Genomic DNA, 24,560 nt, shown 5'->3' with positions numbered 1-24,560 from the left:
ATCGGCGCAAGGACGCTAACAAATCCGATCGAAGTGGTTCATCAACGGGATGAGCGGGACCGGTGGGATGAAGTACGGTTTGTGCCGCACCCGAGCACGAAGGAGCATGCCGTGACGCTGCTCGCCGGCCGTTACCGCCTGCTCTCCCGGATCGGCCAGGGCGGCATGGGCGCCGTCTGGCACGCCGTCGACGAGCTGTTGCGGCAGGAGGTCGCGGTCAAGGAGGTCCTGCTCCCCCAGGATCTCGACCAGCCCCGGCTGGCGGAGATGCGGGAGCGGACGCTGCGGGAGGCGCGGGCCGCGGCGCGGCTGCGGTCGCATCCGTCGATCGTGACGGTCCATGACGTCGTGCTGGAGGACGGGCGGCCGTGGATCGTCATGGAGCTGGTCCGGGGGCGGTCGTTGCAGGCGCTGCTCCGCAAGGAGGGGCGGCAGCCGCCGGAGCGGGTCGCGGCGATCGGGGTGACGATGCTCGACGCGCTGACCGCCGCCCACATGACGGGCATCCTGCACCGCGACGTGAAGCCCGGGAACGTCATGATCACCGACGACGGGCGGGTGCTGCTGACCGACTTCGGCATCGCCAGCGTCGCGGGTGACGTGAACCTGACCCAGACCGGGGCGGTGTCGGGGTCGCCCGGATACATCGCGCCCGAGCGGCTGCGCGGGGAGCCCGACGGGCCGCCGTCCGACCTGTGGTCGCTGGCGGCGACGCTCTACACGGCGGTCGAGGGGAACGCGCCGTTCCACCGGGACAACCCGGCCGCGGTGATGGCTGCCGTGCTGATGCACGAGCCGCATCCGATGCGCCGGGCCGGGCCGCTGGGCCAGGTGCTCCTGGCGATGCTGGACAAGGACCCGGCCCGCCGGATGCCGGCCGGGCACGCCGCCGGGCTGCTGCGCGAGATAGCCGCGGGGGCGTCCGGGCCGGTCGGGGGCGCGGGGGGCTACGGGACCTCGGCGCCGAAGACCGTTCCGTCGGTGAAGCACGGGCCGAAGAAGAGCAAGGCGCCGATGTTCGCGGGGGCCGGGCTGGCGGCGGTGCTCGTCGCCGGGGGCGCCGCCGCGGTGTGGCTCGGCACGGGCGACGGCGCCGCGGGCACGCCCGCCCCGGCCACCTCGACCACGTCGACCACGTCGGCGGGGGCGTCCGTGAAACCCGCCGACGCGCCGAAGAAGGCGGTGCTGACCAGCAACCCCGAGGCGTGTGACCTGGTCAGCCAGGCTCAGGTGCGGAGCCTGCTCGGGGCGGCGGCCAAGCAGCAGTTCATGACGAACGACGCCTGCCAGTGGACCACCGCGGGCGGGGAGTACCTGCAGATCCAGAAGGTGCAGCTCGACTCCGAGACGACGGCCCGGCTCATGTACGACATGAGCCGCGCCACCGAGGAGGACGAACCGCGCCGCGAGCCGTCCACCAGACTCCGCGTCGGCGGGCCGGTCGGCGACGCGGGGATCGGGTGGACGCGGGACGCCGGGGCGTACAACCAGACCAAGCTCATCGTCCGCACGGCCAACGTGCAGGCGATGCTCTACTACTCGGGGCCGAAGACCGGTTACACGGTCATCGACCGGTTCGCCAAGCTGGTGGTGGCCTCGCTGCACAAGGCGGGTTAGAGCGGGATGTTGCCGTGCCTCCCGCGCGTCTCGGGCAGGGCGGCGAACGCCTCGATCAGCCTGCGGCGGGTCCGGGCCGGGTCGATGACCTCGTCGATCACGCCCAGGTCCAGGGCGCGGTCGACGCCGCCGGCGATCCGCTGGTGCTCCTCGACCAGGGCCGCGCGCAGCGGTTCGCGCTCCTCGTCGGAGGCGGCCGCCAGGGCCTTGCGGTGCAGCACGTTGACGGCCGGTTCGGCCGCCATCACGGCCACCTCGGCCCCGGGCCAGGCGAAGACCGCGTCCGCGCCGAGGGAGCGGGAATTCATCGCGATGTACGCGCCGCCGTAGGACTTGCGGGTGACCAGGGTGACGCGCGGCACGACGGACTCGCCGAAGGCGTGCAGCAGTTTGGCGCCCCGGCGGACCACGCCGTCCCACTCCTGGCCGACGCCGGGCAGGTAGCCGGGCACGTCCACGACCACCAGCAGCGGCACCCCGAAGGCGTCGCAGGTGCGGACGAACCGGGCGGCCTTCTCGGCGCTCAGCGAGTCGAGGCAGCCGCCCTTGCGGATCGGGTTGTTGGCCACCACGCCGACCGTCCGGCCGCCGAGGCGGCCCAGGCCGACGACCATGTTGGACGCCCACTTGGGCTGGAACTCCTCCAGCGCGTCGCCGCCTCCGTCGAGGACGCGGCGCAGCAGCGGGCGCACGTCGTAGGCGCGGCGGGTCTCCTCCGGGAGCAGGTCGCCGAGGCCGGTGTCGTCGTCGCCGGCCTCGCCGAGGTCGAAGGCGCCGGGCCGGGCCAGCAGGCCGGTGATGCGACGGGCCCGCAGGTAGGCGGCGGGTTCCGACTCGGTGACCACGTGGACCACGCCCGACTTCTTGGCGTGGACGCCGGGGCCGCCGAGCCCGTCCATGTCGATGCGCTCGCCGGTGACGGTGTGCACGACGTCGGGGCCGGTGACGAACACCCGGGCGTCCGCCGCCATGATCACGACGTCGGTGAGCGCGGGACCGTAGGCCGCCGCGCCCGCCGCCGGGCCGAGCACGACCGAGATCTGCGGCACCCGTCCGGACGCGCGGATCATCGCCTGGAACATGCGGCCGACGCCGTCCATCGACTCGACGCCGTCGGCCAGGCGCGCGCCGCCCGAGTGCCACAGGCCGATGACGGGCCGGCGGCGCACCACGGCCTCGTCGATGGCCGCCGCGATCTTGACCGCGCCCGCCATGCCGAGCGCGCCGCCCATCACGGTGGCGTCGGTGCAGTAGGCGACGACGGGCGAGCCGCCGACGCGGCCGTGCGCCACGGTGACGCCGCTGCGGCCGGGGTCGCCGTCGCGGACCACGCTCCCCTCGTCGAGGAGCGCGGCCAGCCGGACCAGGGGTGAGCGGTGGTCGATCCGCTCGGGGGTGATCGTCATCGGGGGCTCCGTTCCGTCGCGAGGGTGGGCACCGCGGCGAGCAGTTCCTTGGTGTACGGCTCCTTCGGGGAGCCGAACACCTCGGCGGTCGCGCCGCTCTCCACGACCCGGCCGTCCTTCATCACCGCGATCCGGTCGCTGACGTGGTGGATGACGCCGAGGTCGTGGGAGATGAAGAGCACGGCCACGGCCAGGTCGCGCTGGAGCGTGGCGAGCAGGTCGAGGATCTGGGCCTGGATGCTGACGTCGAGCGCCGACACCGGCTCGTCGCAGACGAGCACCTCCGGGCCGGTGGCCAGGGCGCGGGCGATGGCGACCCGCTGACGCTGCCCGCCGGACATCTCCAGCGGGCGGCGGGTGTGCAGGGTCGCGGGCAGGCCGACCTGGTCGAGCAGTTCGGCCACGCGGGCCTTCCTCACCCGCCGGGGCAGCGCGACGGCCTCGCCGATGATCTGCCCGGCGGTGTGGCGCGGGTCGAAGGAGCCGAGCGGATCCTGGTAGATGGCCTGGATGCGGCGGCGGCGAGCTCTTCTCAACCGGTCGGGGATGCCGCTCCACGGCTCGCCGTCGAGCCGGACCGTGCCCGCGTCGGGGTCGAGCAGGCCGAGCGCGATGCGGGCGACGGTGGTCTTCCCCGACCCCGACTCCCCGACGACGCCGAGCGTCTCCCCCGCCCGCAACTCCAGGGACACATCGTCGACGGCGGTCCGCGCGCCGAAGCGCTTGGTGACGTTCTCGACCGACAGCAGGACCGGTCCGGGGGCGCGGGTCTCCCCCAGGCTGATCGGCGGCAGGTCGGGAAGGCGCCGGTCGTGATGGTGACACCGGACCCGCCGCTCACCGACAGGGGTCGGCGAGGGGTCCTCCTCCCGGCAGCGCTGATCAGCGAGGGCGCAGCGGGAGACATAGGGGCAGGCGCTCTCGTACCCGGTGAGCAGGGCCGCGATCCGGGCCGGCAGCGCGGGGCCGGTGACCGAGGGCTCCTGAACGGGCGCGGAAAGGCGGGTGCCCTTGGCGTGCGCGGCCGGGACGGCCGCGATCAAGGCTCGGGTGTACGGATGTGCGGGCGCCGCCAGCAGCTCTTCGGCCGGCCCTTCCTCGACGAAGCGGCCCGCGTACATGACCGCCACGCGGTCGGCCAGGCGGGCGACGGCGGCGAGGTCGTGGCTGATCAGCAGCAGCGCCGCGCCCTCGCGCTTCAGGCGGCCGAGCAGTTCGAGGATCTGGACCTGCACGGTGGCGTCCAGGGCCGTGGTGGGTTCGTCGGCGACCAGCAGCGACGGCCCGGCCGCCACCACCGAGGCGATCAGGGCCCGCTGGCGCAGCCCGCCGGAGAGCTCGTGCGGGTGCTGCCCGGCGCGCTGCTCCGGGTCGGGGATGCCGGCCTCGGCCAGCAGTTCCAGGACCCGCGCCGGGCGCTGCGACGGTTCCACGACGTGGTGGGTCCGCAGCGTCTCGGCGACCTCGGCGCCGACCGTCCGGAGAGGGTCGAGGGAGACCAGGGCGTCCTGGAGGATGAGGCCGATGCGGCGTCCGCGCACGCCGCGCCAGCCGGTCTCGGTCAGCTTCGACAGGTCGGCCCCGTCGAAGGTGAAGCCGCGCGAGGTGACCTCCGCCCGGTCTCCGGCCAGGCCGACCAGGGCGCGGGCGGTGACGCTCTTGCCCGAGCCCGACTCGCCCACGATGGCCAGGCACTCCCCCGGCGCGACCGTGAACGACACGTCGCGCACGGCTTCCAGGCCGGAGAACGAGACGGTCAGTCCTTCGACGTGGATCACACGGTCCTCCGGGTGTAGCGGCGCTGGGCGGCGCGGCCCAGCACGTTGACGGCGACCACGGTGATCGTGATCGCGGCTCCGGGGAACAGCCCGAGCCACCAGGCGTCGCCGAGGAAGTCACGGCCCTCCGAGAGCATCGCGCCCCACTCGGGAGCGGGCGGCTGCACGCCGAACCCGAGGAAGCTCAGCCCCGACCCCGCGATCAGGGCGGTGCCGAAGCCGACCGTGGCGAGCACCAGCAGCGGGCCGACCGCGTTGGGCAGCACGTGCCGGGCGACCAGCACGGTCGGGGGCAGCCCGAGCCCGCGCGCCGCCTCGACGTAGCCCGACCGCCGCACGACCATCGCCTCGGTCCGGACCATCCGGGCGTAGCCGGGGGTGAACGCCAGCGCGATGGCGATGACGACGTTGGCGACCCCGCCGCCGAGCACGGTGATCACGAGCAGCGCCAGCAGCAGTTGCGGCAGCGACAGCAGCACGTCGAGGGCCCGGCCGACGACCTGGTCGGTGACCCGGCCGCCGAGCGCCGCGAGCACCCCGAGCAGCGACCCGGCGACCACCGCCAGCACGGTCGCGCCGAGACCCAGCAGCAGAGACGGCCGCGCGCCGTGCACGACCCGGGTGAACAGGTCGCGGCCGAGCTGGTCGGTGCCGAACCAGTGGTCGCCGCCCGGCGGGAGCAGCGCGTGCAGCGGATTGATGAGGATCGGCGAGGCCGAGGTGAGCAGTTCGGGGGCGACGGCGGCCACCAGGATCGGCAGCAGCGCCAGCCAGGCGAACACCGTCGCCCAGCGCGGCGTCCGCAGGCCCGCGCCCGGGAAGGAGATCGGAATCGCGCTCATGCCCGCACCCTCGGATCGATGGCGGTGTGGAGGAGGTCGACCACGTTGGAGATGACGACGAAGACCAGGGCCGACAGCAGCACGACGCCCATCACGACCGGCATGTCCTTGTTGCCGACCGCCTGGAGGGTGAGCGCGCCGATGCCCGACCGGCCGAAGACGGTCTCGACCAGGACCGCCCCGCCCAGCAGGGAGCCGACCAGCCAGCCTGTGAGGGTGGCCAGCGACGCCGCGGCATGGCGGAGGGCGTGGCGGAGCCGTACAGCGAATTGAGAAAGGCCGCGGGCCCGCGCGGTGACCGCGAAGGGCTGGGCCAGGGCGGCCTCCAGCCCTTCGCGCAGGACCTGCGCGAGGACGCCCGCGATCGGCAGCGCGAGGGTGAGCGCGGGCAGCACCAGCGCGGCCAGGTCCTGCGCGCCGATCACCGGGAAGATCCGTAGCTGGAAGCTGAACGCGGTGAGCAGCAGGATCCCCAGCCAGTACGACGGCAGCGAGACCGCCACCAGCTCCCACGCGCCGGCCGCCGCGCGGACCGGACGGGCCCGGCCCGCGGTGGTGACCGCGCTGATCACCGCGATCACCACCGCGGTGACCATGGCGGCGAGCGCGAGCTGCACGGTCGGCCCGAGCTGGTCGGCGATGAGCAGGCCCACCGGCCGCTGGAGCTGGTAGGAGGAGCCGAGGTCGCCGGTCACCACCGTGCCGAGGTAGTCGAGGTAGCGGACCGCCACCGGCCGGTCGAAGCCGTAGTCGGCGGCGATCTGCGCGCGGACCTCCGGGGAGGCCATGGTCGCCGGGCCGAGCAGGGTGGAGACCGGGTCGCCCGGAATCAGCAGCAGGGAGATGAAGGCGAGGGTCGCGGCGCCCCACAGCACCATGACCCCCGCCCCCACCCGTCTCAGCAGGCTCACTGGGCGCTCACTGGGCCTTGCCCAGCCAGACGTCGTAGAACAGCGGCCAGGCGTTGGCGTCGAGGGTGAGGCCCTTGACGCTCTTGCCCAGGCCGAGGACCTGTGACTGGGTGTAGATCGGGATCGTGACGGCCAGGTCGATGGCGCGCTGCTGGACCTTGCCGTAGACGTCCTTGCGGACGGCCTCGTCGAGGGTGGCCCTGCCCTCGTTGGTCCACTTGGTCAGGTCGGGGTCGTCGAGGAAGGTGGCGTTCTGGCCGCCCTCCTGGGGCTTGCTGGCACCGTTGAGCAGCAGCCACAGGACGTCGGGCTCGGCCCGCGACCAGCTGTAGTCGGCCATGTCGGCCTTGCCGCCGTAGACGCGCTCCAGGTAGGTGCCGATGTCGGCCTGCGGGCGGACGATCTCGACGCCGATCTTCTTCAGGTCGGCCTGGAAGGCCTGCCCGAGGACGTCACGCGAGTCGCGGACGTACTGGGCGGGCAGCAGCGGCCAGTCGACCACCAGGCGCTTGCCGTTCTTGGTGCGGTAGCCCTCGGCGTCCTTCGTGGTCCAGCCGGCCTCGTCGAGCAGCCGGTTCGACTCGGCCTGGTCGAACTTCCAGCTGTTCTCCAGGGCGGCGTTGTAGCCGGGCGTGGTCGGCGCGAGCGGGCTCCAGGCGCGCTTGAACTGGCCGAAGTAGAGCGCGTTGATGTTCGTGTCGATGTCGATGCCGCGCTGGATCGCCTTGCGGACCCTCTCGTCGTTGAGCGGTTCCTTGGAGGTGTTCAGGTAGATGCTGTAGTTGCCGCCCGGATAGTCGGCGGCGAGCACCGTCAGGTCGGCGTTGCCCTCGACCGTCTTGACGTTGGCCGGCGGGACCGCCGCGGCGACGTCGATCTGCTTGCTGGTCAGCGACCCGACCCGGACCGACGCCTCGGGCAGGAACCGCACGGTCAGCTTGTCGAGGTAGGCCGCCCCGGTGTGCACCGCCGTCTTCGGCGCCCAGTTGTAGGCGTCGTTGCGGGCGAACACGGCCTGCTGGCCCTTGGTGTACTCGGCGAACTTGAACGGCCCGGTGCCCACGGCGGCCGGCCCACCCGAACCGATCGCCGCCGAGTCGGCCGCGATCGTCTTCGGCGAGTAGAAGCCCAGGTAGGCGGTGCTGGCCGCCTGGAGGAACGGCGCGAACGGCTGGGCGAACTCGACGGTCACCCTGTGGGGGTCCACGACCTTCGTGCCCGTGTACGGCCCCAGCAGGCTGGAGGCGAGCTGCGACTTGGTGGCCGGGTCGTGGATCCGGTCGAAGTTGACCTTGACGGCCTCGGCGTCGAACGGGGTGCCGTCGTGGAAGACGACGTCCTTGCGCAGCTTGAAGGTGTAGCTCTTCAGGTCGGGCGCGGCCTCCCACGACTCGGCCAGCCACGGGTGGAACTTCCCGGTGGCGTCGAGCGTGATCAGCGAGTCGAGGACGTTGCGCACGATCGCGCCGGTGATGTCCTGCGAGCTGACGTGGGCGTCGAAGGAGACCGGCTCGGTGTCGGCCGCGAAGGTCAGCGAGCCGCCCTTGACCGGGGCGGCCTGCTGCGCCCCCTCGGCCGGGCTCTGCGAGGTCTGCGGGGTCTGCCCGCACGCGGCGACGAGGAACACCGCCAGCAGAGCGGCTTTATATCTTCTGGGAACGTGCATTCTTTTCACCGGTCCGGCGGGTCGGAAATCGCAATTCATCTATTCGATGCGAGGCTAATTTCCGACCCCCCTGAACGACACCCCTAATACCCCCTAGCCGCCATTTCGCGGATAACGCGGCACGGAAACTCGGCGGCTGATTCGCCACCCTTCCGGGGTGCGGGCCAGCTCGTCGAGGTAGTCGCCGTTGTGCACGCTGCCGTCCAGCAGGATCGCCAGGTAGCGGCTGCGCGCGCGGACCGTCCCGTCGTCGTCGACGAAGATGTGGCTGTCGAGAGTCTGGTGGTCAGGGCCGTCGGGGCCGAGCACGGCGGAGAACTCGGCAATGGCGGGCAGGCCCTCGACGAGGCGTCCGGCGCCCCGCCTGAGCTCGATCACGGCGTCCTCGGTGAAGACGCGGTGGAGGTCGCCGATCTCCCGGTTGTCGAAAACGTGAGAGAACAGGGCGAGCAAGGCCCTGATGTCCGAAACGTCCTCGTACGACAATTCATCCATTCGCGCCTCAGGAAATCTGCTGGAGAATACCCAGCCGGTCGGGCAGGACGGTGTACCGCACGATCTGGCCGTCCCGGAACGTGATGGTGCTGATGCTGTGGCCGGTGAAATGGCGGCCGCTCGCCGGGACGCCGAAGAGGGGCTGCCGCTGGACGCCCTCGATGCGCCAGAACACCACCACCCGGTCGCCCTCCGCGACCGAGTCGGTGACGGTCGCCTTGACGCCCTCGACGGTGGCCCAGACGTTCTCGACGTGGGTGCGGAAGTCCTCCCGGCCCCGGCCGCCGCCGATGGTCTCGTCGACGGCGTCCTCGGCGATCAGCTCCTCGAAGAGCTCGGGGCGGCGCAGCGTGATCAGCTCCTCGTAGAGCCGCCGCGCGGTCTCCTTGTTCTGCTCGATGCTCAAAGTGCTCCTTACCGGTGCTTATCGGGGAGAGAGGATGCCGTTGTTGGCGGAGAGCCCGCCGTCGACGGGGAGGGTGACGCCGGTGATGTACGAGGCGGCGGGCGAGGTCAGGAACCAGATCGCCTCGGCCTGCTCGCGCGCCTCCGACCAGCGGTGCTGCGGGATGCGCTCCAGGATCGCCGGGCCGAGCAGGGGGTGGGCGGCGGCGCCGGCGTTGAGGCCGACCGACACGCCGCCGGGGGCGATCGCGTTGACCCGGACGTTCTCGGCCGCGTAGTCGAGGGCGAGCCCGCGCACCAGGTTGATCACCGCCGCCTTGGCCGCGTTGTACGCCCAGGTCCCTGGGTCGCCGGCCAGCCCGGAGATCGACGAGGTGACCACGACCGAACCGCCGCCGGAGGCCCGAAGGGCGGGCAGCGCGGCCCGCGCGCCGAGCGCCACGCCCCGCACGTTGACCGCCCAGATGCGGTCGAACCGCTCGATCGCGCCCGGGGACTCCAGCGGCCCGGCGCCGCCGATCCCGGCGTTGAGCACGACCGCGTCGAGGCGGCCGAACCGGCTCAGGGCCGTCTCGGCGAAGGCCTCGTTGGCCTCCTCGGTGGAGACGTCCCCGGCCACGGTGGCGACGTCGTCCGTGGCCAGGTCGTCGAGCCCGCGCTTGTCGACGTCGACGGCGACGACCTTGACGCCCCGTTCGGCGAACAGCCCGACGATGGCCCGTCCGATCCCTCCGGCGGCGCCGGTGACGGCCACGACCTCTACGCTCATGTGCTCCTCTTCTCGCTGGACTTCTCAAGGGTTGCGATCCAGTCCCGGACGACCTCGACCGTGGTGTCGGAGTGCTCCTCCAGCACGGTGAAGTGGTCGCCGGGAACGTCGGTGGTCTCGTGCGGCAGCGGCCAGGAGGGCCGCCAGTCGAGCCGTCCCGTCGGGTCGACGACGGTGCCGCGCAGCGGCTCGGCGGCGCGGACCATGAGGGTGGGGGCCGAGATCGGCTTGGGCTCCCAGTCGTTCAGCACGACGCCGTAGCCGCCCATGGTGGTGAGGCTGGCGTCGCTCCAGACCATGCGGTAGCGCTCGATGCGTTCGAGCATCCCGGTGAGCATCGCCTTCAGCCACCAGTCGCGGTAGGCCTCCTGGGCCGGGCTGTCGATCGGGTAGGAGTCGATCAGCACCAGCCCGGACGCGGGCAGCCCCCGGCTCTCCAGCTCCTCGGCGACCGAATGGGCCACCGCGCCGCCCATCGACCGGCCGACGATGACGTAGGGCCGGCCTTCGACCAGCTTCGCCACCGTGTCGGCGTGCATCCGGACGTAGGTCTCCTCGGTGTCGGGGAGCAGGTGGTCGGGGTCGTAGCCGGGCGAGGGGAGGACGTGCACGTCCCGCAGGTCCTTGAAGCCCAGGCCGAAGCGGGCGTACTCGTGCGGGCCGGAGATGGCGCTGACGGCGGGGAAGCAGATGACGGCGGCCCGGCCGGGCCCCTCGGCCAGCCGGATCGGCGGCAGGACGTGGTCGGGGGTCTGCTCGGCGGTGAAGCTGCCGCGCAGCCGCGACGCGACGCCGATCAGCTGGGCCGCCGCCGCGTACTGGCCCTTGGCGTAGAGGGCGCGGTAGAGCTCCGACAGCGGGCCCTGGCGGGTGGCCGGTTCCTGCTCCTGTTCCGGCTGGACGTCCTGGATCCTGGTGAGCAGGAACGCGGTGAGGGCCTCGGCGGTGCCGTGGTCGAAGGTGACCGTGGCGGGCAGCCGCAGCCCGGCGAGGGCGTCGAGCCGGTTGCGCAGTTCGACGGCGGTCAGCGAGTCGAGGCCGAGGTCGTTGAACGGGCGGTCCGGGGCGATCGACGACGCCCGGGTGCCGAGCACGGCGGCGACCTCGGCGGTGACCGCCTCCAGCGCGGCCTCCTCGCGCCTGCCCTCCGGCAGCCGGGCCAGGCGGTGGGCGAGCACCGGCCCGGTGGCCGCGCGCGGCCCGGCGGTCCGCCTGGCCGGGCGGATCAGGCCTCTGAGCAGGGCGATCGGCCGGTCGTCGCGGGGGCGCAGGTCGAAGCGGGCCGGGACCAGGAGGGGTTCGTCCCGGCCGAGGGCGGTGTCGAAGAGCCGCAGCCCTTCTTCCGTGGTCAGCGCGCCGAGCCCGGCGCGGGCGGCCCTGGCCCGATCGGCGTCGGTGAGGTGGGCGGTCGCCCCGGTCGGGCGCTCCCACAAGCCCCAGGCCAGGGACAGGCCCGGCAGGCCGAGGGCGCGGCGGTGCGCGACGAGCGCGTCGAGGAAGGCGTTGGCGGCGGCGTAGGAGGACTGCCCGGGGCCGCCGAGCAGCCCGGCCGCCGAGGAGTACACGACGAAGGCGGCCAGGTCGTGGCCCCGGGTGAGTTCGTGCAGCACCCACGCGCCGTCGGCCTTGGCGCGCAGCACTCGGCCCACCCGCTCCTCGGTGAGCGACTCCACCAGGCCGTCGTCGACCACGGCCGCGGTGTGCACCACGGCGGTGAGCGGCCGGTCCGCCGGGATCGCGGCCAGCGCCGCCGCGACCGCCGTGCGGTCGGCCACGTCGGCGGCGGCGACGGTCACGTGCGCGCCGAGGCCGGTCAGCTCGTCGTGCAGGCCGGGTTCGAGCCGTCCGCTGCGGCCCAGGAGCACCAGGTTGCGGGTGCGCCCGGTCAGCACCAGGTGCCGGGCGAGCTCCCCGGCCAGCGCGCCCGTGCCGCCGGTGATCAGCACCGTGCCGTCGGGGTTCCACTCGCGCGGGGCGCCGTCGTGCGCGGCGGCGCGGGCCAGTCGCGGGGCCAGCAGCTTCTCGTTCCGTACGGCCAGTTGCGGCTCCCCCGACCCGATGACGGCGGCCACCGCGCGGCGGACCGCCTCCGGCGCGGCGTCGTCGGCGTCGACGAGGAACACCCGCCCGGGATGCTCCGCCTGGACGGATCTGACCAGCCCCCAGACCGGCGCGACGACCGGGTTGGGGCTCTCGTCCGGGGTGGCCGCGACGGCGTAGCGGGTGACCACGGCCAGCGGCCGGTCGCCGTCGTCGGCGAGCCACTTCCGCACCCCGTCGAGCACCCGGTTGACGTGCCCGTGGAGGGCGGCCTCCGGGGCCAGGTCGCGGAACTCCGCGCCGGTGACCCGCAGCACGTCGGCCTCCTCGCCGGAGGGCTGCGCGGTCACCTCCGCCCAGGTGACCGTGAAGAGGGAGTCGTGCTCCGCCGGGCGCAGCCGGTCGGCCGAGACCAGCCGGGCCAGCAGCGAGGCGACCGACACGACGGGGGCGCCGGTCTCGTCGGCGGCGTACAGGGAGAGTTCGTCGGGGCCGTGCAGGACCAGCCGGACCCGCAGCGCGGCGGCCCCGGAGGCGTGCAGCCGGACCCCGCCGTAGGCGAACGGCAGACGGTTGTGGCCGGGGGTGGCGTCCTTGAGGCCGTGGTGGGCGGCGATGTGCAGGGCGGCGTCCAGCAGCGCCGGGTGGACGCCGAACCGGCCCGCCTCGCCCTGCTCCTCCTCTCCCAGCTCGACCTCGGCGAGGAAGTCGTCGCCGTGCCGCCAGGCGGCGCGCAGCCCCTGGAAGGGCGGCCCGTAGGTGAGGCCCGCGTCGGCCAGCTCCCGGTAGACGTGCCCGATCTCCAGCGGGACCGCGCCCGGCGGCGGCCAGGTCCCGGTGCTCTCCGGGGCCTCGCCCGTCGCGCTCAGCGTGCCGGCCGCGTTCCTGATCCAGCTCTCGCCGGTGCTGGAGTGGCCGGTGCTTGAGTGGATCGTGACCGGGCGGCGGCCCTCGTCGTCGAGCGCCCCGGCCGAGACCTGCACGTCGACGACGCCGCCCTCCGGCAGCACCAGCGGGGCCTCCACGACCAGCTCGTCGAGGGTGCTCAGGCCCACCTCGTCACCGGCCCTGACGGCCAGCTCGACCAGCGCCGTGCCCGGCACGATGACGGTGCCCATGACGGTGTGCCCCGCCAGCCAGGGGTGGGTGCGCAGCGACAGCCGGCCCGACAGCAGCACCCCGCCCGCGTCGGCCAGCACCGCCGCCGCGCCGAGCAGCGGGTGCCCGGCCGCCGCCAGTCCGAGCGCCGCCGGGTCGCCCGAGTTCAGCGAAGCGGGTTCGAGCCAGTAGCGGTCGTGCTGGAAGGCGTAGGTCGGCAGGTCGACCCTGGCCGCCTCGGGGAGCACGGCGTCCCAGTCGACCGGCTTGCCGTGGACGTGCGCCCGGCCGAGCGCGAGGAGCGCGGTGACCTCCTCGGGGCGGTCTTTGCGCAGCAGCGGGACGGCGGTGCGACCGTCGGGGACCAGGGCGGAGAGCACCCCGTCGGGGCCGAGCTCCAGATATGTGGTGACTCCGGCGGAGTCGAGGGTGGTGACGGCGTCGGCGAACCGGACGGGCTCCCGGACCTGGCGGACCCAGTAGCCGGGCGTGGTGACGTCGCTGACCTGTCCGGTCAGCGTCGAGACCAGCGGGATGCGCGGCTCGTGGAAGGTGACCGATTCGAGGACCTTTTGGTAGTCGGCGAGCATCGGCTCCAGCCGGGCGGAGTGGAAGGCGTGGCTCACGGTGAGCCGCTTGGTGCGGCGGCCCCGGCCCGCGAAGTCGGCGACCACGGCCTCGACGGCATCCTCGTCACCCGTGATGACCAGCGACGACGGCCCGTTGATCGCGGCGATCTCGACGGTTGGCGGGATCTCGTCCTCGACGGCCTCCAGCGCGGCCATCGCGCCACCGGTGGGGAGCGCCTGCATCAACCGCCCGCGCGCTTCCACGACCTTGGCCGCATCCTCCAGCGACCACACCCCGGCCACATGCGCCGCCGCGAGCTCACCGATGGAGTGCCCGGCCACATAGTCAGGCCGAATCCCCCACGACTCCAGCAGCCGGAACAGGGCCACCTGTAACGCGAAAAGTCCGGACTGAGTGAAGAACGTCTGATCCAACCGCCCGCCAAGGACCGCCCCGTCACCCCCACCACCACTGACATCGGCACCTGCACCCGCCCCGGCACTCGCACCGGCACCGCCACCTGCATCGGCAACTGCACCGGCATCGGGACCCCCACCGGTGCCCGCATTGGTGCCCGCATTGGTGCCCGCATCGGCATCGAGATCCGCATCGGCGGGGCGCTGGCCGAACACCACCGCTTTCACCTGGTCCGACGACGCCGCGTCGAAGGCCTTGGCGAAGACCGGGAACCGGTCATACAGCTCCCGGCCCATGCCCTCCCGTTGGCTGCCCTGGCCGGTGAACAGGTAGGCGAGCCCTCCGCCCGAACGGCCGGTGACCACTGAGGCCGACGGCTCCCCCGCTGCCAGCGCCCGGAGCCCCGCCACCAGTTCCTCCTGGCTCGAACCCACGACCACGGCCCGTTCGTCGAGCCGGGCCCGGGTCCGGACCAGCGACGACGCCACCGCCGCCAGGGTGGGGTGCCCGATCGGCGAGGGGTCGGCTGCAGGGTCCTGGGCCGAGGTCACGAAGTCGGCCAGGCGGGCCGCTTGGGCGCGCAGCGCTTCGGGGGTGCGTGCCGAGATGGCCCAGGGAACCGCGCCGGTCTCCACCGGCTGAGCGGTGGGGGTGGGGCCGGCGTCGGATGTGGGGCGGTCGAACTCCGGGGCCTGTTCGATGATCACGTGGGCGTTGGTGCCGCTCACGCCGAAGGCCGAGACGCCCGCGCGGCGCGGGCCCTCCCCCGAGGGCCAGGCGCGGGGCTCGGTGAGGAGTTCCACCTCGCCCGACGACCAGTTCACATACGGGGTGGGTTCGTCGACGTGCAGGGTGCGCGGCAGGAGGCCGTGGCGGATCGCCTGGACGACCTTGATGACGCCGCCGACGCCGGCCGCCGCCTGGGAGTGGCCGATGTTCGACTTCAGCGAGCCGAGCCAGAGCGGTCGGCCGGGGGCGCGGCCCTGGCCGTAGGTGGCGAGGATGGCGGTGGCCTCGATCGGGTCGCCGAGGCTGGTGCCGGTGCCGTGGGCCTCCATGAGGTCGACGTCGGCGGCCGACAGGCGGGCCGAGGCGAGGGCCGACTGGATGACGCGCTGCTGCGCCGGGCCGCTGGGGGCGGTCAGGCCGTTGGAGGTGCCGTCCTGGTTGACGGCCGAGCCGCGGACCACCGCGAGGACCGGGTGGCCGAGCCGCTGGGCGTCCGACAGGCGCTCGACCAGCAGGAAGCCGACGCCCTCGGCCCAGCCGGTGCCGTCGGCGGAGGCGGCGAACGCCTTGCAGCGGCCGTCGGCCGACAGGCCGCGCTGGCGGGAGAACTCGACGAAGCCCTGCGGGGTCGCCATCACCGACACGCCACCGGCCAGCGCCAGGTCCGACTCCCCCGACCGCAGCGACAGCGCGGCCAGGTGCAGCGCCACCAGCGACGACGAGCACGCCGTGTCGACCGTCACGGCCGGGCCCTCGAAGCCGAAGGCGTAGGCGATGCGGCCCGAGGCGACGCTGCGGAGCGTGCCGATGCCGATCTGGCCCTCCAGCTCCACGGGGTGACCGGCTCCGACGCCGTAGTCGCCGCCGGCCAGGCCCGCGAAGACGGCGGTCCGGCTGCCGCGCAGGGACTCGGGGTCGATCCCGGCCCGCTCGAAGGCCTCCCACGCGGTCTCCAGCAGCAGCCGGTGCTGCGGGTCGGTCGCCAGCGCCTCCCGGGGGGAGATGCCGAAGAACCCGGCGTCGAACCCGGCCACGTCGTCGATGAAGCCGCCGTGCCGGGTGGAGGAGGTGCCCTGGTGGTCGGGGTCGGGGTCGTACAGATCATCGAGGGGCCAGCCCCGGTCGGCGGGGAACTCGCTCACCGCGTCGCGCCCGGCGGCGACCAGGTCCCACAGGTCCTCCGGCGAGGCGACCCCGCCGGGGAAGCGGCACGCCATGCCCACGATCGCGATCGGTTCCCGCCGCGCCGTCTCCACCTCGTGGAGGCGGCCTTTCAGGGTCTGGACGTCGGCGATGGCGCGCTTCAGATAGTCGCGAAGCTGTGCGTCGTCAGCCATGGGGGAACGCTCCTAAAGCGGGTCGTGGTCGAGGAGCCGGAACAGCTCCTCGTCGGTGGCGGAGTCGAGGTCGACCGTCGTCCCGGGACCGGTGTCCCACTGGTCGAGCAGCCGTCGCATCCGGGCGATCAGGTCGGGTTCCGGGCCGGCGGCGAGCGCGGTCTCCAGGTAGTCGAGCGCGGGTCCGGCGTTCGGGAACCGGACGGCCGCCCCGGACAGCTCGTCCTTGAGGTAGGCGGCGATGGCCGCGGGGGTCGGATGGTCGAAGACGAGCGTGGGCGGCAGTTGCAGCCCGGTCGCCGTGTTGAGCCGGTTGCGCAGGTCGACGGCGGTCAGCGAGTCGAGCCCGACGTCGCGGTAGGGCCGCCCGAGTTCGACCGCGCCGGCGTCGTCGTGCCCGAGCACGATCGCCGACTCGGCCCTGACCAGGGCGAGCACGGCGGCGTCGAGATCGGCTCCGGTCAGGTCGGCGAGCGAGCGCGTCACCGGTTCGGGGGCGGTCGTCTCTTCCGTACGCGGCCCTGACGGCGTCTGGTCGAGCCAGAATCGGCGGCGGTGGAACGCGTAGGTGGGCAGCGCCACCCGGCGGGCCCCCGGGAAGAGCGGCAGCCAGTCGACCGGGACGCCCCTGACATGCAGCTCGGCCAGCGAGGTGAGGAACCGCTCGGGCCCGCCCTGGTCGCGGCGGAGGGTCCCGGCCACCACCGGGCCCCGGACCGCCTCCTCGATCGCGGCGGTCAGCACGGGATGCGGGCTGATCTCGACGAACACCCCGTAGCCCTGGCCGTCGAGGCGCTCGATCGCCTCGTGGAAGAGGACCCGTTCGCGCAGGTTGGTGTACCAGTAGTCGGCGTCCACGGGGGTGTCGCCGAGCCAGTCGCCGGTGACGGTCGAGAAGAGCGGCACCCGGCCCTCCGCTGGTACGACATCGGCCAGGTCGGCCCGGATCTCCGCTTCGACCCGCTCGACGTGGGCCGAATGGGAGGCGTAGTCGACGGGGATCAGCCGGGCCCGGACGTCCCGCTCCTTCAGCGTCTCCACCAGCTTCCCGACGGCGTCCGGGTCGCCGGAGACCACCACCTGGGCCGGGCCGTTGACGGCCGCGATCGAGACGCCGCCGGGGAGGTTCCGCTCGACCTCTTCCGGGGTCAGAGCGATGGAGGCCATCGCGCCGGTGCCCGCGAGGGCGAGGATGGCCCGGCTGCGCAGCGCCACCACGCGGGCGGCGTCGTCCAGGCTGAGCAGGCCCGCGACGGCGGCCGCCGCGATCTCGCCCTGGCTGTGCCCGACGACCGCGTCCGGCTTCACGCCGTGCGACTCCCAGAGGGCGGCCAGCGCGACCATGACCGCCCAGAGCAGCGGCTGGACCACGTCGACCCGGTCGAGCCCGGTCCCGGCGCGCAGGTGGTCCTCGGGCTTCCAGTCCACATACGGCGCGAGCGCCCGCCCGCACTCGGCCAGCCTGGCCGCGAACACGGGCGACTCCTCCAGCAGCCCGGCCGCCATCCCGGCCCACTGCGACCCCTGACCGGGGAAGACGAAGACGACCTTGCCCTCGGCGTCGGCGACGCCCCGGACCACCCGCTTGGACGACACCCCGCCGGCCAGCGCGCCGACCCCTTCGGCGAACCCGGCCGTGCCGTCGGCGACGACCACGGCCCGGTGCTCCAGAGCGGCCCGGGTGGTGACCAGCGAGAAGCCGACGTCGGCGGGGTCGACGTGGGGATTGCCGGCGAGCCCGGCGAACCGGGCGGCCTGCCCGGCGAGCGCCTCAGGGGTTCGCGCGGAGATCGGCCAGACGACCGGCCGCGCGGACCGCGCCGGAGGCGAGGTCTCCTCCCCGGGACGGTCCGTCTCCTCGCCGGGGCGGTGCGTCTCCTCGCCGGGGCGGTGCGTCTCCTCGCCGGGGCGGTGCGTCTCCTCGCCGGGGCGGTGCGTCTCCTCGCCGGGGCGGTGCGTCTCCTCGCCGGGGCGGTGCGTTGCCGAGCCAGGGCGATCCGCTTCGTCGCCCGGGCGGTCCGTCTCCTCGCCGGAAAGATCCGTTGCGGCGGGGCGGTCCGTTGCCGCGCCCGGGCGGTCCGTCTCCTCGCCGGAGGGATCCGTTTCGGCGGGGCGGTCCGTTTCCGGGCCGGGGCGGCCCGTTTTCCGCGCCACGACGATCGTGGGCGCTCCCTCTGCGGGGCGATCCCCCTCGGGGGCGCGGGCGGTCCTGGGGGCCTCTTCGTCGGGTCGTGCGGTCGGAGGTTCCTCGATGACGACGTGGGCGTTGGTGCCGCTGACGCCGAAGGACGAGACGGCCGCGCGGCGGGGGCGGTCGGGCCGCCACTCGCGGGGCTCGGTGAGCAGCCGGACCGATCCGGCCGACCAGTCGACGTGGGGGGTGGGCTCGTCGACGTGCAGGGTCCGCGGCAGGACGCCGTGGCGCATCGCCTGGACCATCTTGATCACGCCGGCCGCGCCCGCCGCCGCCTGGGTGTGGCCGATGTTCGACTTGAGCGAGCCGAGCCAGAGCGGGTCGCCGGGCCGGTCCTGGCCGTAGACGGCGATCAGGGCCTGCGCCTCGATGGGGTCGCCGAGGGTGGTGCCGGTGCCGTGGCCCTCGACGACGTCGACGTCCTGCGGGGTCAGCCCGGCGTTGGCGAGCGCCTGCCGGATCACCCGCTGCTGCGACGGGCCGTTGGGGGCGGTCAGGCCGTTGGACGCGCCGTCCTGGTTGACGGCGGTGCCGCGGACCACGGCCAGCACCTCGTGGCCCAGGCGGCGGGCGTCGGAAAGGCGTTCGACCAGGAGCAGGGTCGCGCCCTCGGCCCAGCCGGTGCCGTCGGCCGCCGCCGCGTAGGCCTTGCAGCGGCCGTCGGTGGCCAGGCCGCGCTGGCGGGAGAACTCGACGAACACCGACGGGGTGGCCATCACCGCGACGCCGCCCGCGAGCGCGAGGTCCGACTCGCCGGTCCTGAGCGACTGCGCCGCCAGGTGCAGCGCGACCAGCGACGACGAGCAGGCCGTGTCGACGGTGACGGCCGGGCCCTCGAAGCCGAAGGCGTAGGAGATCCGGCCGGACGCGACGCTGCCCGCGTTGCCGTTGGCCAGGTATCCCTCCAGCGGCGCGGGCGCCTCGCCGATCTTGGGCGCGTAGTCGTGGTACATGACCCCGGCGAACACGCCGGTACGGCTGCCGCGCAGCGCCACCGGGTCGATCCCGGCGTGCTCGAACGCCTCCCACGCCGTCTCCAGCAGGAGCCGCTGCTGCGGGTCGGTCGCCAGCGCCTCACGCGGGGAGATGCCGAAGAACCCGGCGTCGAACTCGCCGGCGTCGTGCAGGAACCCGCCCGAGGTCGTGTACGTGGTGCCGGGTTTGGCCGGGTCGGGGTCGTACAGGGACTCGATGTCCCAGCCCCGGTTGTCGGGGAAGCCGGACACGGCGTCGCCGCCCGACTCGACCAGTCTCCACAGGTCGTCGGGGCCCGCGACGCCGCCGGGGAGGCGGCAGGCCATGCCGACGATGGCGATGGCGTCGTCGTCCACGTGCTGGGAGACGCGCGCCGGGGCCGGGCGGGACGGCGCGGGCCGGAACAGGGTGCCCAGGTGGGAGGCGACGGCGGCGGCGGTCGGGTGGTCGAACATGAGGGTGGCCGGCAGCGTCAGGCCGGTGGCCGCGCCGAGCCGGTTGCGCAGCTCGACCGACATCAGCGAGTCGAGCCCGAGGTCGCCGAAGGCCCGCCCGGCGGGCACGGTTCCGGTGCCGAGCACGGCCCCCGCCTCGGTCCTGACGATGGTCAGCAGCACCTCGGCGCGGGCCTCCTCGCCGAGCGTGGCCAGCCCCTCGGCCTTGGCGGCGCTCGCCCGGCGTACCGGCTTGGGCCGCAGGTCGAGCACGCCCGGGACGATTACCGGGTCCCCGGCGCCGAGCGCCGCGTCGAACAGCTCCAGCGCGGCGTCGGTGGCCAGCGGCCGGACCCCGTTCCTGGCGGCCCGCGCGAGGTCGGCCTGCCGCAGGTGGGCGGTGATGCCGGTCTGCTCCGCCCAGAGCCCCCAGGCCAGCGAGACCCCGGGCAGGCCGAGGGCACGGCGGTGGACGGCCAGCCCGTCGAGGTAGGCGTTGGCCGCCGCGTAGCTGGCCTGGCCCGCGTTGCCCAGCACACCCGAGACGGACGAGTAGAGCACGAACCAGGCCAGGTCGCGGTCGCAGGTGAGTTCGTGCAGGTGCCGGGCGGCGTCGGCCTTGGGCCGCAGCACCGCCGACACCCGCTCGGGGGTGAGGGCCGCCAGGACGCCGTCGTCCACGACCCCGGCCGTGTGGATCACGCCGGTCAGCGCGGGGATCCCGGCCAGGACGCCGGTCAGGAACGCCCGGTCGGCGACGTCGCCCGCGACGATGTCGACCCGGGCGCCCAGCGCGGTCAGCTCCTCCCGCAGCTCCGGCGCGCCCGGCGCCTGCTCGCCCCGGCGGCTGGTCAGGACGAGGTGGCGGACGCCGTGCCGGGTCACCAGGTGGCGGGCCAGGATCCTGCCGAGCCCGCCGGTCCCGCCGGTGACCAGCACGGTTCCCTCGGGGTCGAGCGGCGGGGGCGCGTCGTGCGGGTCGATCCGCTTCAGGCGGGGGACGTAGGTCCGGCCGTCGCGGACCGCGAACACCGGCTCCCCGGCGGGGACGCTTTCGACGTCGCCGTCGGCCAGCGTGAACCGGTCGGGCTGTTCGGCCTGCGCCGCCCGGACCAGCCCCCACACGGCGGCGGCCCGGGGGTCGGCCGTCTCGCCCGGCAGCACCGCCACGGCGTCGCGGACCTTCACCAGCACCGGCCCCTGCGCGTCCCGCAGGTCGGCGAGGACCCGGTTGACCAGGTCGTGCCAGTCGTCGCCCGCCGCCGGGACGTCGATCACGACACCCGGCGCCTCCGGCACGGCGTCGCTCTCGACCCACTCGACCCGGTGCAGGGCGGCGGTACGCAGCGCGGCGGGGTCGATCGCCCGCGAGTCGAGCGCCTCGACCGACAGGACCGGCGTGCCCGCGTCGTCGGTCAGGTCGACCGACCACCGCTCGGGGCCCACCGGGGCCAGCCGGACCCGGGCCGTGGTCGCGCCGGAGGAGTGGTGGCGCACCCCCCGCCACGCGAAGGGCAGCAGCAGCCGGGCCGGGTCGGCCGCGAGGTGCAGCGCCGAGTCGAGCAGCGCGGGATGCACGGTGAACGTGGCCGCGTCGCCCCGTTCGGCCTCCTGGAGCGTCACCTCCGCGTGGATGGTCTCGCCGTCGCGCCAGGCGTCGGTGACGCCCTGAAAGGCGGGGCCGTATTCGAGCCCGACCTCGGCGAGCAGCTCGTACAGGCCCGCCGTGTCGAGCGGTTCCGCCCCCGGCGGCGGCCAGGCGGCCGGCGGCGGCGCGGGCGGCAGGTCTGCGCCGGCCGCCCGGCCGGTCGCGTTCCTGGTCCATTCGCCGTCGCCGATCCGGGAGTGGACGCTGATGTCGTCGCCGTCCACGACGATCTGGATCTCGGCGGTCGCGTCGCCGGTGATGACCACGGGGGCCTCGATCACCAGCTCGTCCAGGTCGCCCCCGGCGCGCAGCGCGAGGTCCAGCAGCGCCGTGCCCGGCACGACCGTCGCACCCGCGATGACGTGGTCGGCGAGCCAGGGATGGGTGCGCACGGCCAGCCGGACCGTGTGCACGAACCGCCCGTCGGCGAGGTGTACCGGGCCGGTGGCGGGCTCGTCGGGGAGGTCGAGCCAGTAACGCTCCCGCTGGAACGGGTAGGTGGGCAGGTCGGTCCGGCGTCCGCCCGGGATGACCCGAGCCCAGTCGACGGGCTTGCCGTGGATGTGGGCCTGGCCGAGCGCGAGCAAAGCGGTGACCTCTTCGGGCCGGTCCTTACGCAGCAGCGGGACGGCGGTGTGCCCATCGGGGACCAGCGCCGACAGCACCGCGTCGGGGCCGAGCTCCAGAAATGTCGTGACTCCGAACGAATCCAGCGTGGCGACCGCGTCGGCGAACCTGACGGTTTCCCGCACCTGCCGGACCCAGTAGTCGGGCGTGGTGACGTCGCTGACCTGTCCGGTCAGCGTCGAGACCAGCGGGATGCGCGGCTCGTGGAAGGTGACCGTTTCGAGCACCTGCCGGTATTCGGCCAGCATCGGCTCCAGCCGGGCGGAGTGGAAAGCGTGACTCACGGTGAGCCGCTTGACCCGCCGCCCCCGACCCGCGAAGTCGGCGACCACCGCCTCAACGGCATCCTCGTCACCCGTGACGACCAGCGACGACGGCCCGTTGATCGCCGCGATCTCCACCCCGGCGGGCACCTCGGCTTCGACCGCCTCCAGCGCCGCCATCGCCCCACCGCCGGGCAGCGCCTGCATCAACCGCCCGCGCGCCTCCACGACCTTGGCCGCGTCTTCGAGCGACCACACCCCGGCCACATGCGCCGCCGCGAGTTCACCGATGGAGTGCCCCGCCACGTAGTCGGGCCGAACCCCCCACGACTCCAGCAGCCGGAACAGGGCCACCTGTAACGCGAAAAGTCCGGACTGAGTGAAGAACGTCTGATCCAACCGCCCGCCATGGGCCAACCGACCACCCGCACCCACGTGAGCATCCGCGCCGGTACCCACACCGGAACCTGCACCGCCGCCCGAACGGCCACCGGCGCTCGCATCGGCATCGGCGGGGGCGTTCCCGAACACCACCTCTTTCACCTGTTCCGACGACGCCGCGTCGAAGGCCTCGGCGAACACCGGGAAACGGTCGTACAGGTCCCGGCCCATGCCCTCGCGCTGGCTGCCTTGGCCGGTGAACAGGTAGGCGAGTTCGCCTCCGGCGACGCCCCGGACCACGTGCGGTGAAGGCTCGCCTGCGGCGAGGGCGCGCAGGCCCGCCTCCGGGTCGCCGACGACCACGGCGCGTTCGTCGAGCAGGGCCCGGCCGGTGGCCAAGGAGTGGGCGATGTCCTTGAGGTCCGCGGTGCCGAGGTGGTCGGCGAGCTGCGCCGCCTGGGCGCGGAGCGCGGCCGGGGTGCGGGCCGAGACCACCAGCGGCACCGGCCACGACACGGCTGCCTTTCCGGCCAGGTCCAGCGCGGCGGCCCCGGCCGGGGCTGCCGCTGGGGTTCTGGCCGGGTCCGTCGGCGGTGGGGCGGACTCGACGATGACGTGGGCGTTGGTGCCGCTCACGCCGAAGGCCGACACGCCCGCTCTGCGGACCTCCGTCTCGGGCCAGGGACGGGCCTCGGTGAGGAGTTCGACCGAGCCCGCCGACCAGTCGACGTAGGGTGACGGCTCGTCGACGTGCAGGGTCCTGGGCAGGACGCCGTGGCGGATCGACTCGATCACCTTGATGACCCCGGCGACCCCGGCGGCGGCCTGGGTGTGGCCGATGTTCGACTTGACCGAGCCGAGCCACAGCGGGCGCTCGCGGTTCTGGCCGTATGTCCCGAGCAGAGCGTGGGCCTCGATCGGGTCGCCGAGGGTCGTGCCGGTGCCGTGGGCCTCCAGCAGGTCGACGTCGGCGCCCGAGAGCCCCGCTGCGGCCAGGGCGCTCTGGATGACGGCCCGCTGGGCGGGGCCGTTGGGGGCGGTCAGGCCGTTGGACGCGCCGTCCTGGTTCACCGCAGTGCCGGTGATCACGGCCAGCACGTCGTGGCCGAGGCGCTGGGCGTCGGAGAGGCGTTCGACCAGCAGGAACCCGGCGCCCTCGGCCCAGCCGGTGCCGTCGGCGCCGCGCGCGAACGCCTTGACCCGGCCGTCGGGGGCCAGGCCGCGCTGCCGGGAGAACTCCACGAACCCGACCGGCGAGGTCATCACGGTCACCCCGCCGGCCAGCGCGAGGTCCGACTCGCCCGACCGCAGCGACTGGACCGCCAGGTGCAGCGCCACCAGCGACGACGAGCAGGCCGTGTCGACCGTCACGGCCGGGCCCTCGAAACCGAAGGTGTAGGCGACGCGGCCCGACGCGACGCTCATCGCGGTGCCGATGCTGAGGTAGCCGTCGACGGCGGCCGGGACGCCGGGCAGCCGGGCCGCGTAGTCCTGGCCGTTCATCCCCGCGAAGACGCCGGTCCGGGTGCCGCGCAGGGTGTGCACGTCGACCCCGGCCCGCTCCAGCGCCTCCCACGCGGTCTCCAGCAGCAGCCGGTGCTGCGGGTCGGTCGCCAGCGCCTCACGCGGGGAGATGCCGAAGAACTCGGCGTCGAAACCGGCCACGTCGTCGAGGAAGCCGCCGTGGCGGGTGTAGGTGGTGCCGGGGCGGTCGGGGTCGGGGTCGTACAGGGCGTCGAGGTCCCAGCCCCGGTCGGCGGGGAACTCTCCGACGGCGTCGCGCTCGGCGGAGACGAGCTCCCACAGGTCCTCCGGCGACCGCACGCCGCCGGGAAGGCGGCAGGCCATGCCGATGACCGCGATCGGCTCGCGGAACCGCACGAGCTGCCGTCTGGTCTCGTGCAGCTCGGCCGAGACCCGCTTGAGCAGATGCCGGATCTGGTCGTCACTCATGTTCG

At 74.0% G+C, this 24,560-nt stretch carries 11 protein-coding genes; 1 reads left to right on the top strand and 10 read right to left on the bottom strand.

The window, feature by feature from the left end:
* The first annotated feature begins 111 nt into the window (after positions 1 to 111).
* Positions 112 to 1,617 carry a serine/threonine-protein kinase gene (locus tag AW270_RS28760; RefSeq protein ID WP_061299251.1) on the top strand — a complete coding sequence of 502 codons (1,506 nt, stop codon included), beginning with the start codon at positions 112 to 114 and terminating at the stop codon, positions 1,615 to 1,617.
* Here AW270_RS28760 and AW270_RS28755 read toward each other — a convergent pair.
* The 10 genes from AW270_RS28755 to AW270_RS41475 form a co-directional block, all read right to left on the bottom strand.
* Positions 1,614 to 3,023, bottom strand: a complete 1,410-nt coding sequence (locus AW270_RS28755) for an acyl-CoA carboxylase subunit beta (protein ID WP_061299250.1) — start codon at positions 3,021 to 3,023, stop codon at positions 1,614 to 1,616. The two genes, AW270_RS28760 and AW270_RS28755, sit on opposite strands and share 4 nt — an antisense overlap.
* A complete protein-coding gene (locus AW270_RS41495; RefSeq protein WP_061299249.1) occupies positions 3,020 to 4,801 on the bottom strand; it encodes a dipeptide ABC transporter ATP-binding protein in 1,782 nt (593 codons plus the stop codon). Before AW270_RS41495 ends, AW270_RS28755 begins: the two co-directional genes overlap by 4 nt.
* On the bottom strand, positions 4,798 to 5,643 hold the full coding sequence (locus AW270_RS28745; RefSeq protein WP_061299248.1) for an ABC transporter permease: 846 nt from the start codon (positions 5,641 to 5,643) through the stop codon (positions 4,798 to 4,800). Before AW270_RS28745 ends, AW270_RS41495 begins: the two co-directional genes overlap by 4 nt.
* On the bottom strand, positions 5,640 to 6,554 hold the full coding sequence (locus AW270_RS28740; RefSeq protein ID WP_245674899.1) for an ABC transporter permease: 915 nt from the start codon (positions 6,552 to 6,554) through the stop codon (positions 5,640 to 5,642). Before AW270_RS28740 ends, AW270_RS28745 begins: the two co-directional genes overlap by 4 nt.
* 7 nt (positions 6,555 to 6,561) lie before the next feature.
* Positions 6,562 to 8,220 (bottom strand): ABC transporter substrate-binding protein, encoded by a 1,659-nt coding sequence (locus tag AW270_RS28735; RefSeq protein WP_061299246.1) that lies wholly within the window; start codon positions 8,218 to 8,220, stop codon positions 6,562 to 6,564.
* 93 nt (positions 8,221 to 8,313) lie between these two features.
* Positions 8,314 to 8,715: a nuclear transport factor 2 family protein gene (locus AW270_RS28730; protein ID WP_061299245.1), complete on the bottom strand. Its 402-nt coding sequence runs from the start codon at positions 8,713 to 8,715 to the stop codon at positions 8,314 to 8,316.
* Between the two features lie 7 nt (positions 8,716 to 8,722).
* Positions 8,723 to 9,121 carry an ester cyclase gene (locus AW270_RS28725; RefSeq protein ID WP_061299244.1) on the bottom strand — a complete coding sequence of 133 codons (399 nt, stop codon included), beginning with the start codon at positions 9,119 to 9,121 and terminating at the stop codon, positions 8,723 to 8,725.
* Between the two features lie 18 nt (positions 9,122 to 9,139).
* On the bottom strand, positions 9,140 to 9,889 hold the full coding sequence (locus tag AW270_RS28720; RefSeq protein WP_061299243.1) for an SDR family NAD(P)-dependent oxidoreductase: 750 nt from the start codon (positions 9,887 to 9,889) through the stop codon (positions 9,140 to 9,142).
* The gene (locus AW270_RS41910; RefSeq protein ID WP_061299242.1) at positions 9,886 to 16,080 is read right to left on the bottom strand and encodes a type I polyketide synthase; all 6,195 of its coding nucleotides are present in this window, start codon (positions 16,078 to 16,080) and stop codon (positions 9,886 to 9,888) included. The genes AW270_RS28720 and AW270_RS41910 overlap by 4 nt, the downstream gene beginning before the upstream one ends.
* A 12-nt stretch (positions 16,081 to 16,092) precedes the next feature.
* A complete protein-coding gene (locus AW270_RS41475; protein ID WP_061299241.1) occupies positions 16,093 to 24,555 on the bottom strand; it encodes a type I polyketide synthase in 8,463 nt (2,820 codons plus the stop codon).
* Between the last annotated feature and the right edge of the window lie 5 nt (positions 24,556 to 24,560).

The organism is Herbidospora cretacea (assembly GCF_001570605.1).
Taxonomy (GTDB): domain Bacteria; phylum Actinomycetota; class Actinomycetes; order Streptosporangiales; family Streptosporangiaceae; genus Herbidospora; species Herbidospora cretacea.
The sequence above is the reverse complement of the archived record's forward strand: the minus strand, read 5'-3'. Positions and strand labels throughout refer to the sequence as shown.

Excerpts from the sequence above, each read along its gene's own strand:
- AW270_RS28755 (WP_061299250.1), bottom strand. The coding sequence starts at position 3,023 with ATGACGATCACCCCCGAGCGGATCGACCACCGCTCACCCCTGGTCCGG.
- AW270_RS28745 (WP_061299248.1), bottom strand. The coding sequence starts at position 5,643 with ATGAGCGCGATTCCGATCTCCTTCCCGGGCGCGGGCCTGCGGACGCCG.
- AW270_RS28735 (WP_061299246.1), bottom strand. The coding sequence starts at position 8,220 with ATGCACGTTCCCAGAAGATATAAAGCCGCTCTGCTGGCGGTGTTCCTC.
- AW270_RS28730 (WP_061299245.1), bottom strand. The coding sequence starts at position 8,715 with ATGGATGAATTGTCGTACGAGGACGTTTCGGACATCAGGGCCTTGCTC.
- AW270_RS28720 (WP_061299243.1), bottom strand. The coding sequence starts at position 9,889 with ATGAGCGTAGAGGTCGTGGCCGTCACCGGCGCCGCCGGAGGGATCGGA.
- AW270_RS41910 (WP_061299242.1), bottom strand. The coding sequence starts at position 16,080 with ATGGCTGACGACGCACAGCTTCGCGACTATCTGAAGCGCGCCATCGCC.
- AW270_RS41475 (WP_061299241.1), bottom strand. The coding sequence starts at position 24,555 with ATGAGTGACGACCAGATCCGGCATCTGCTCAAGCGGGTCTCGGCCGAG.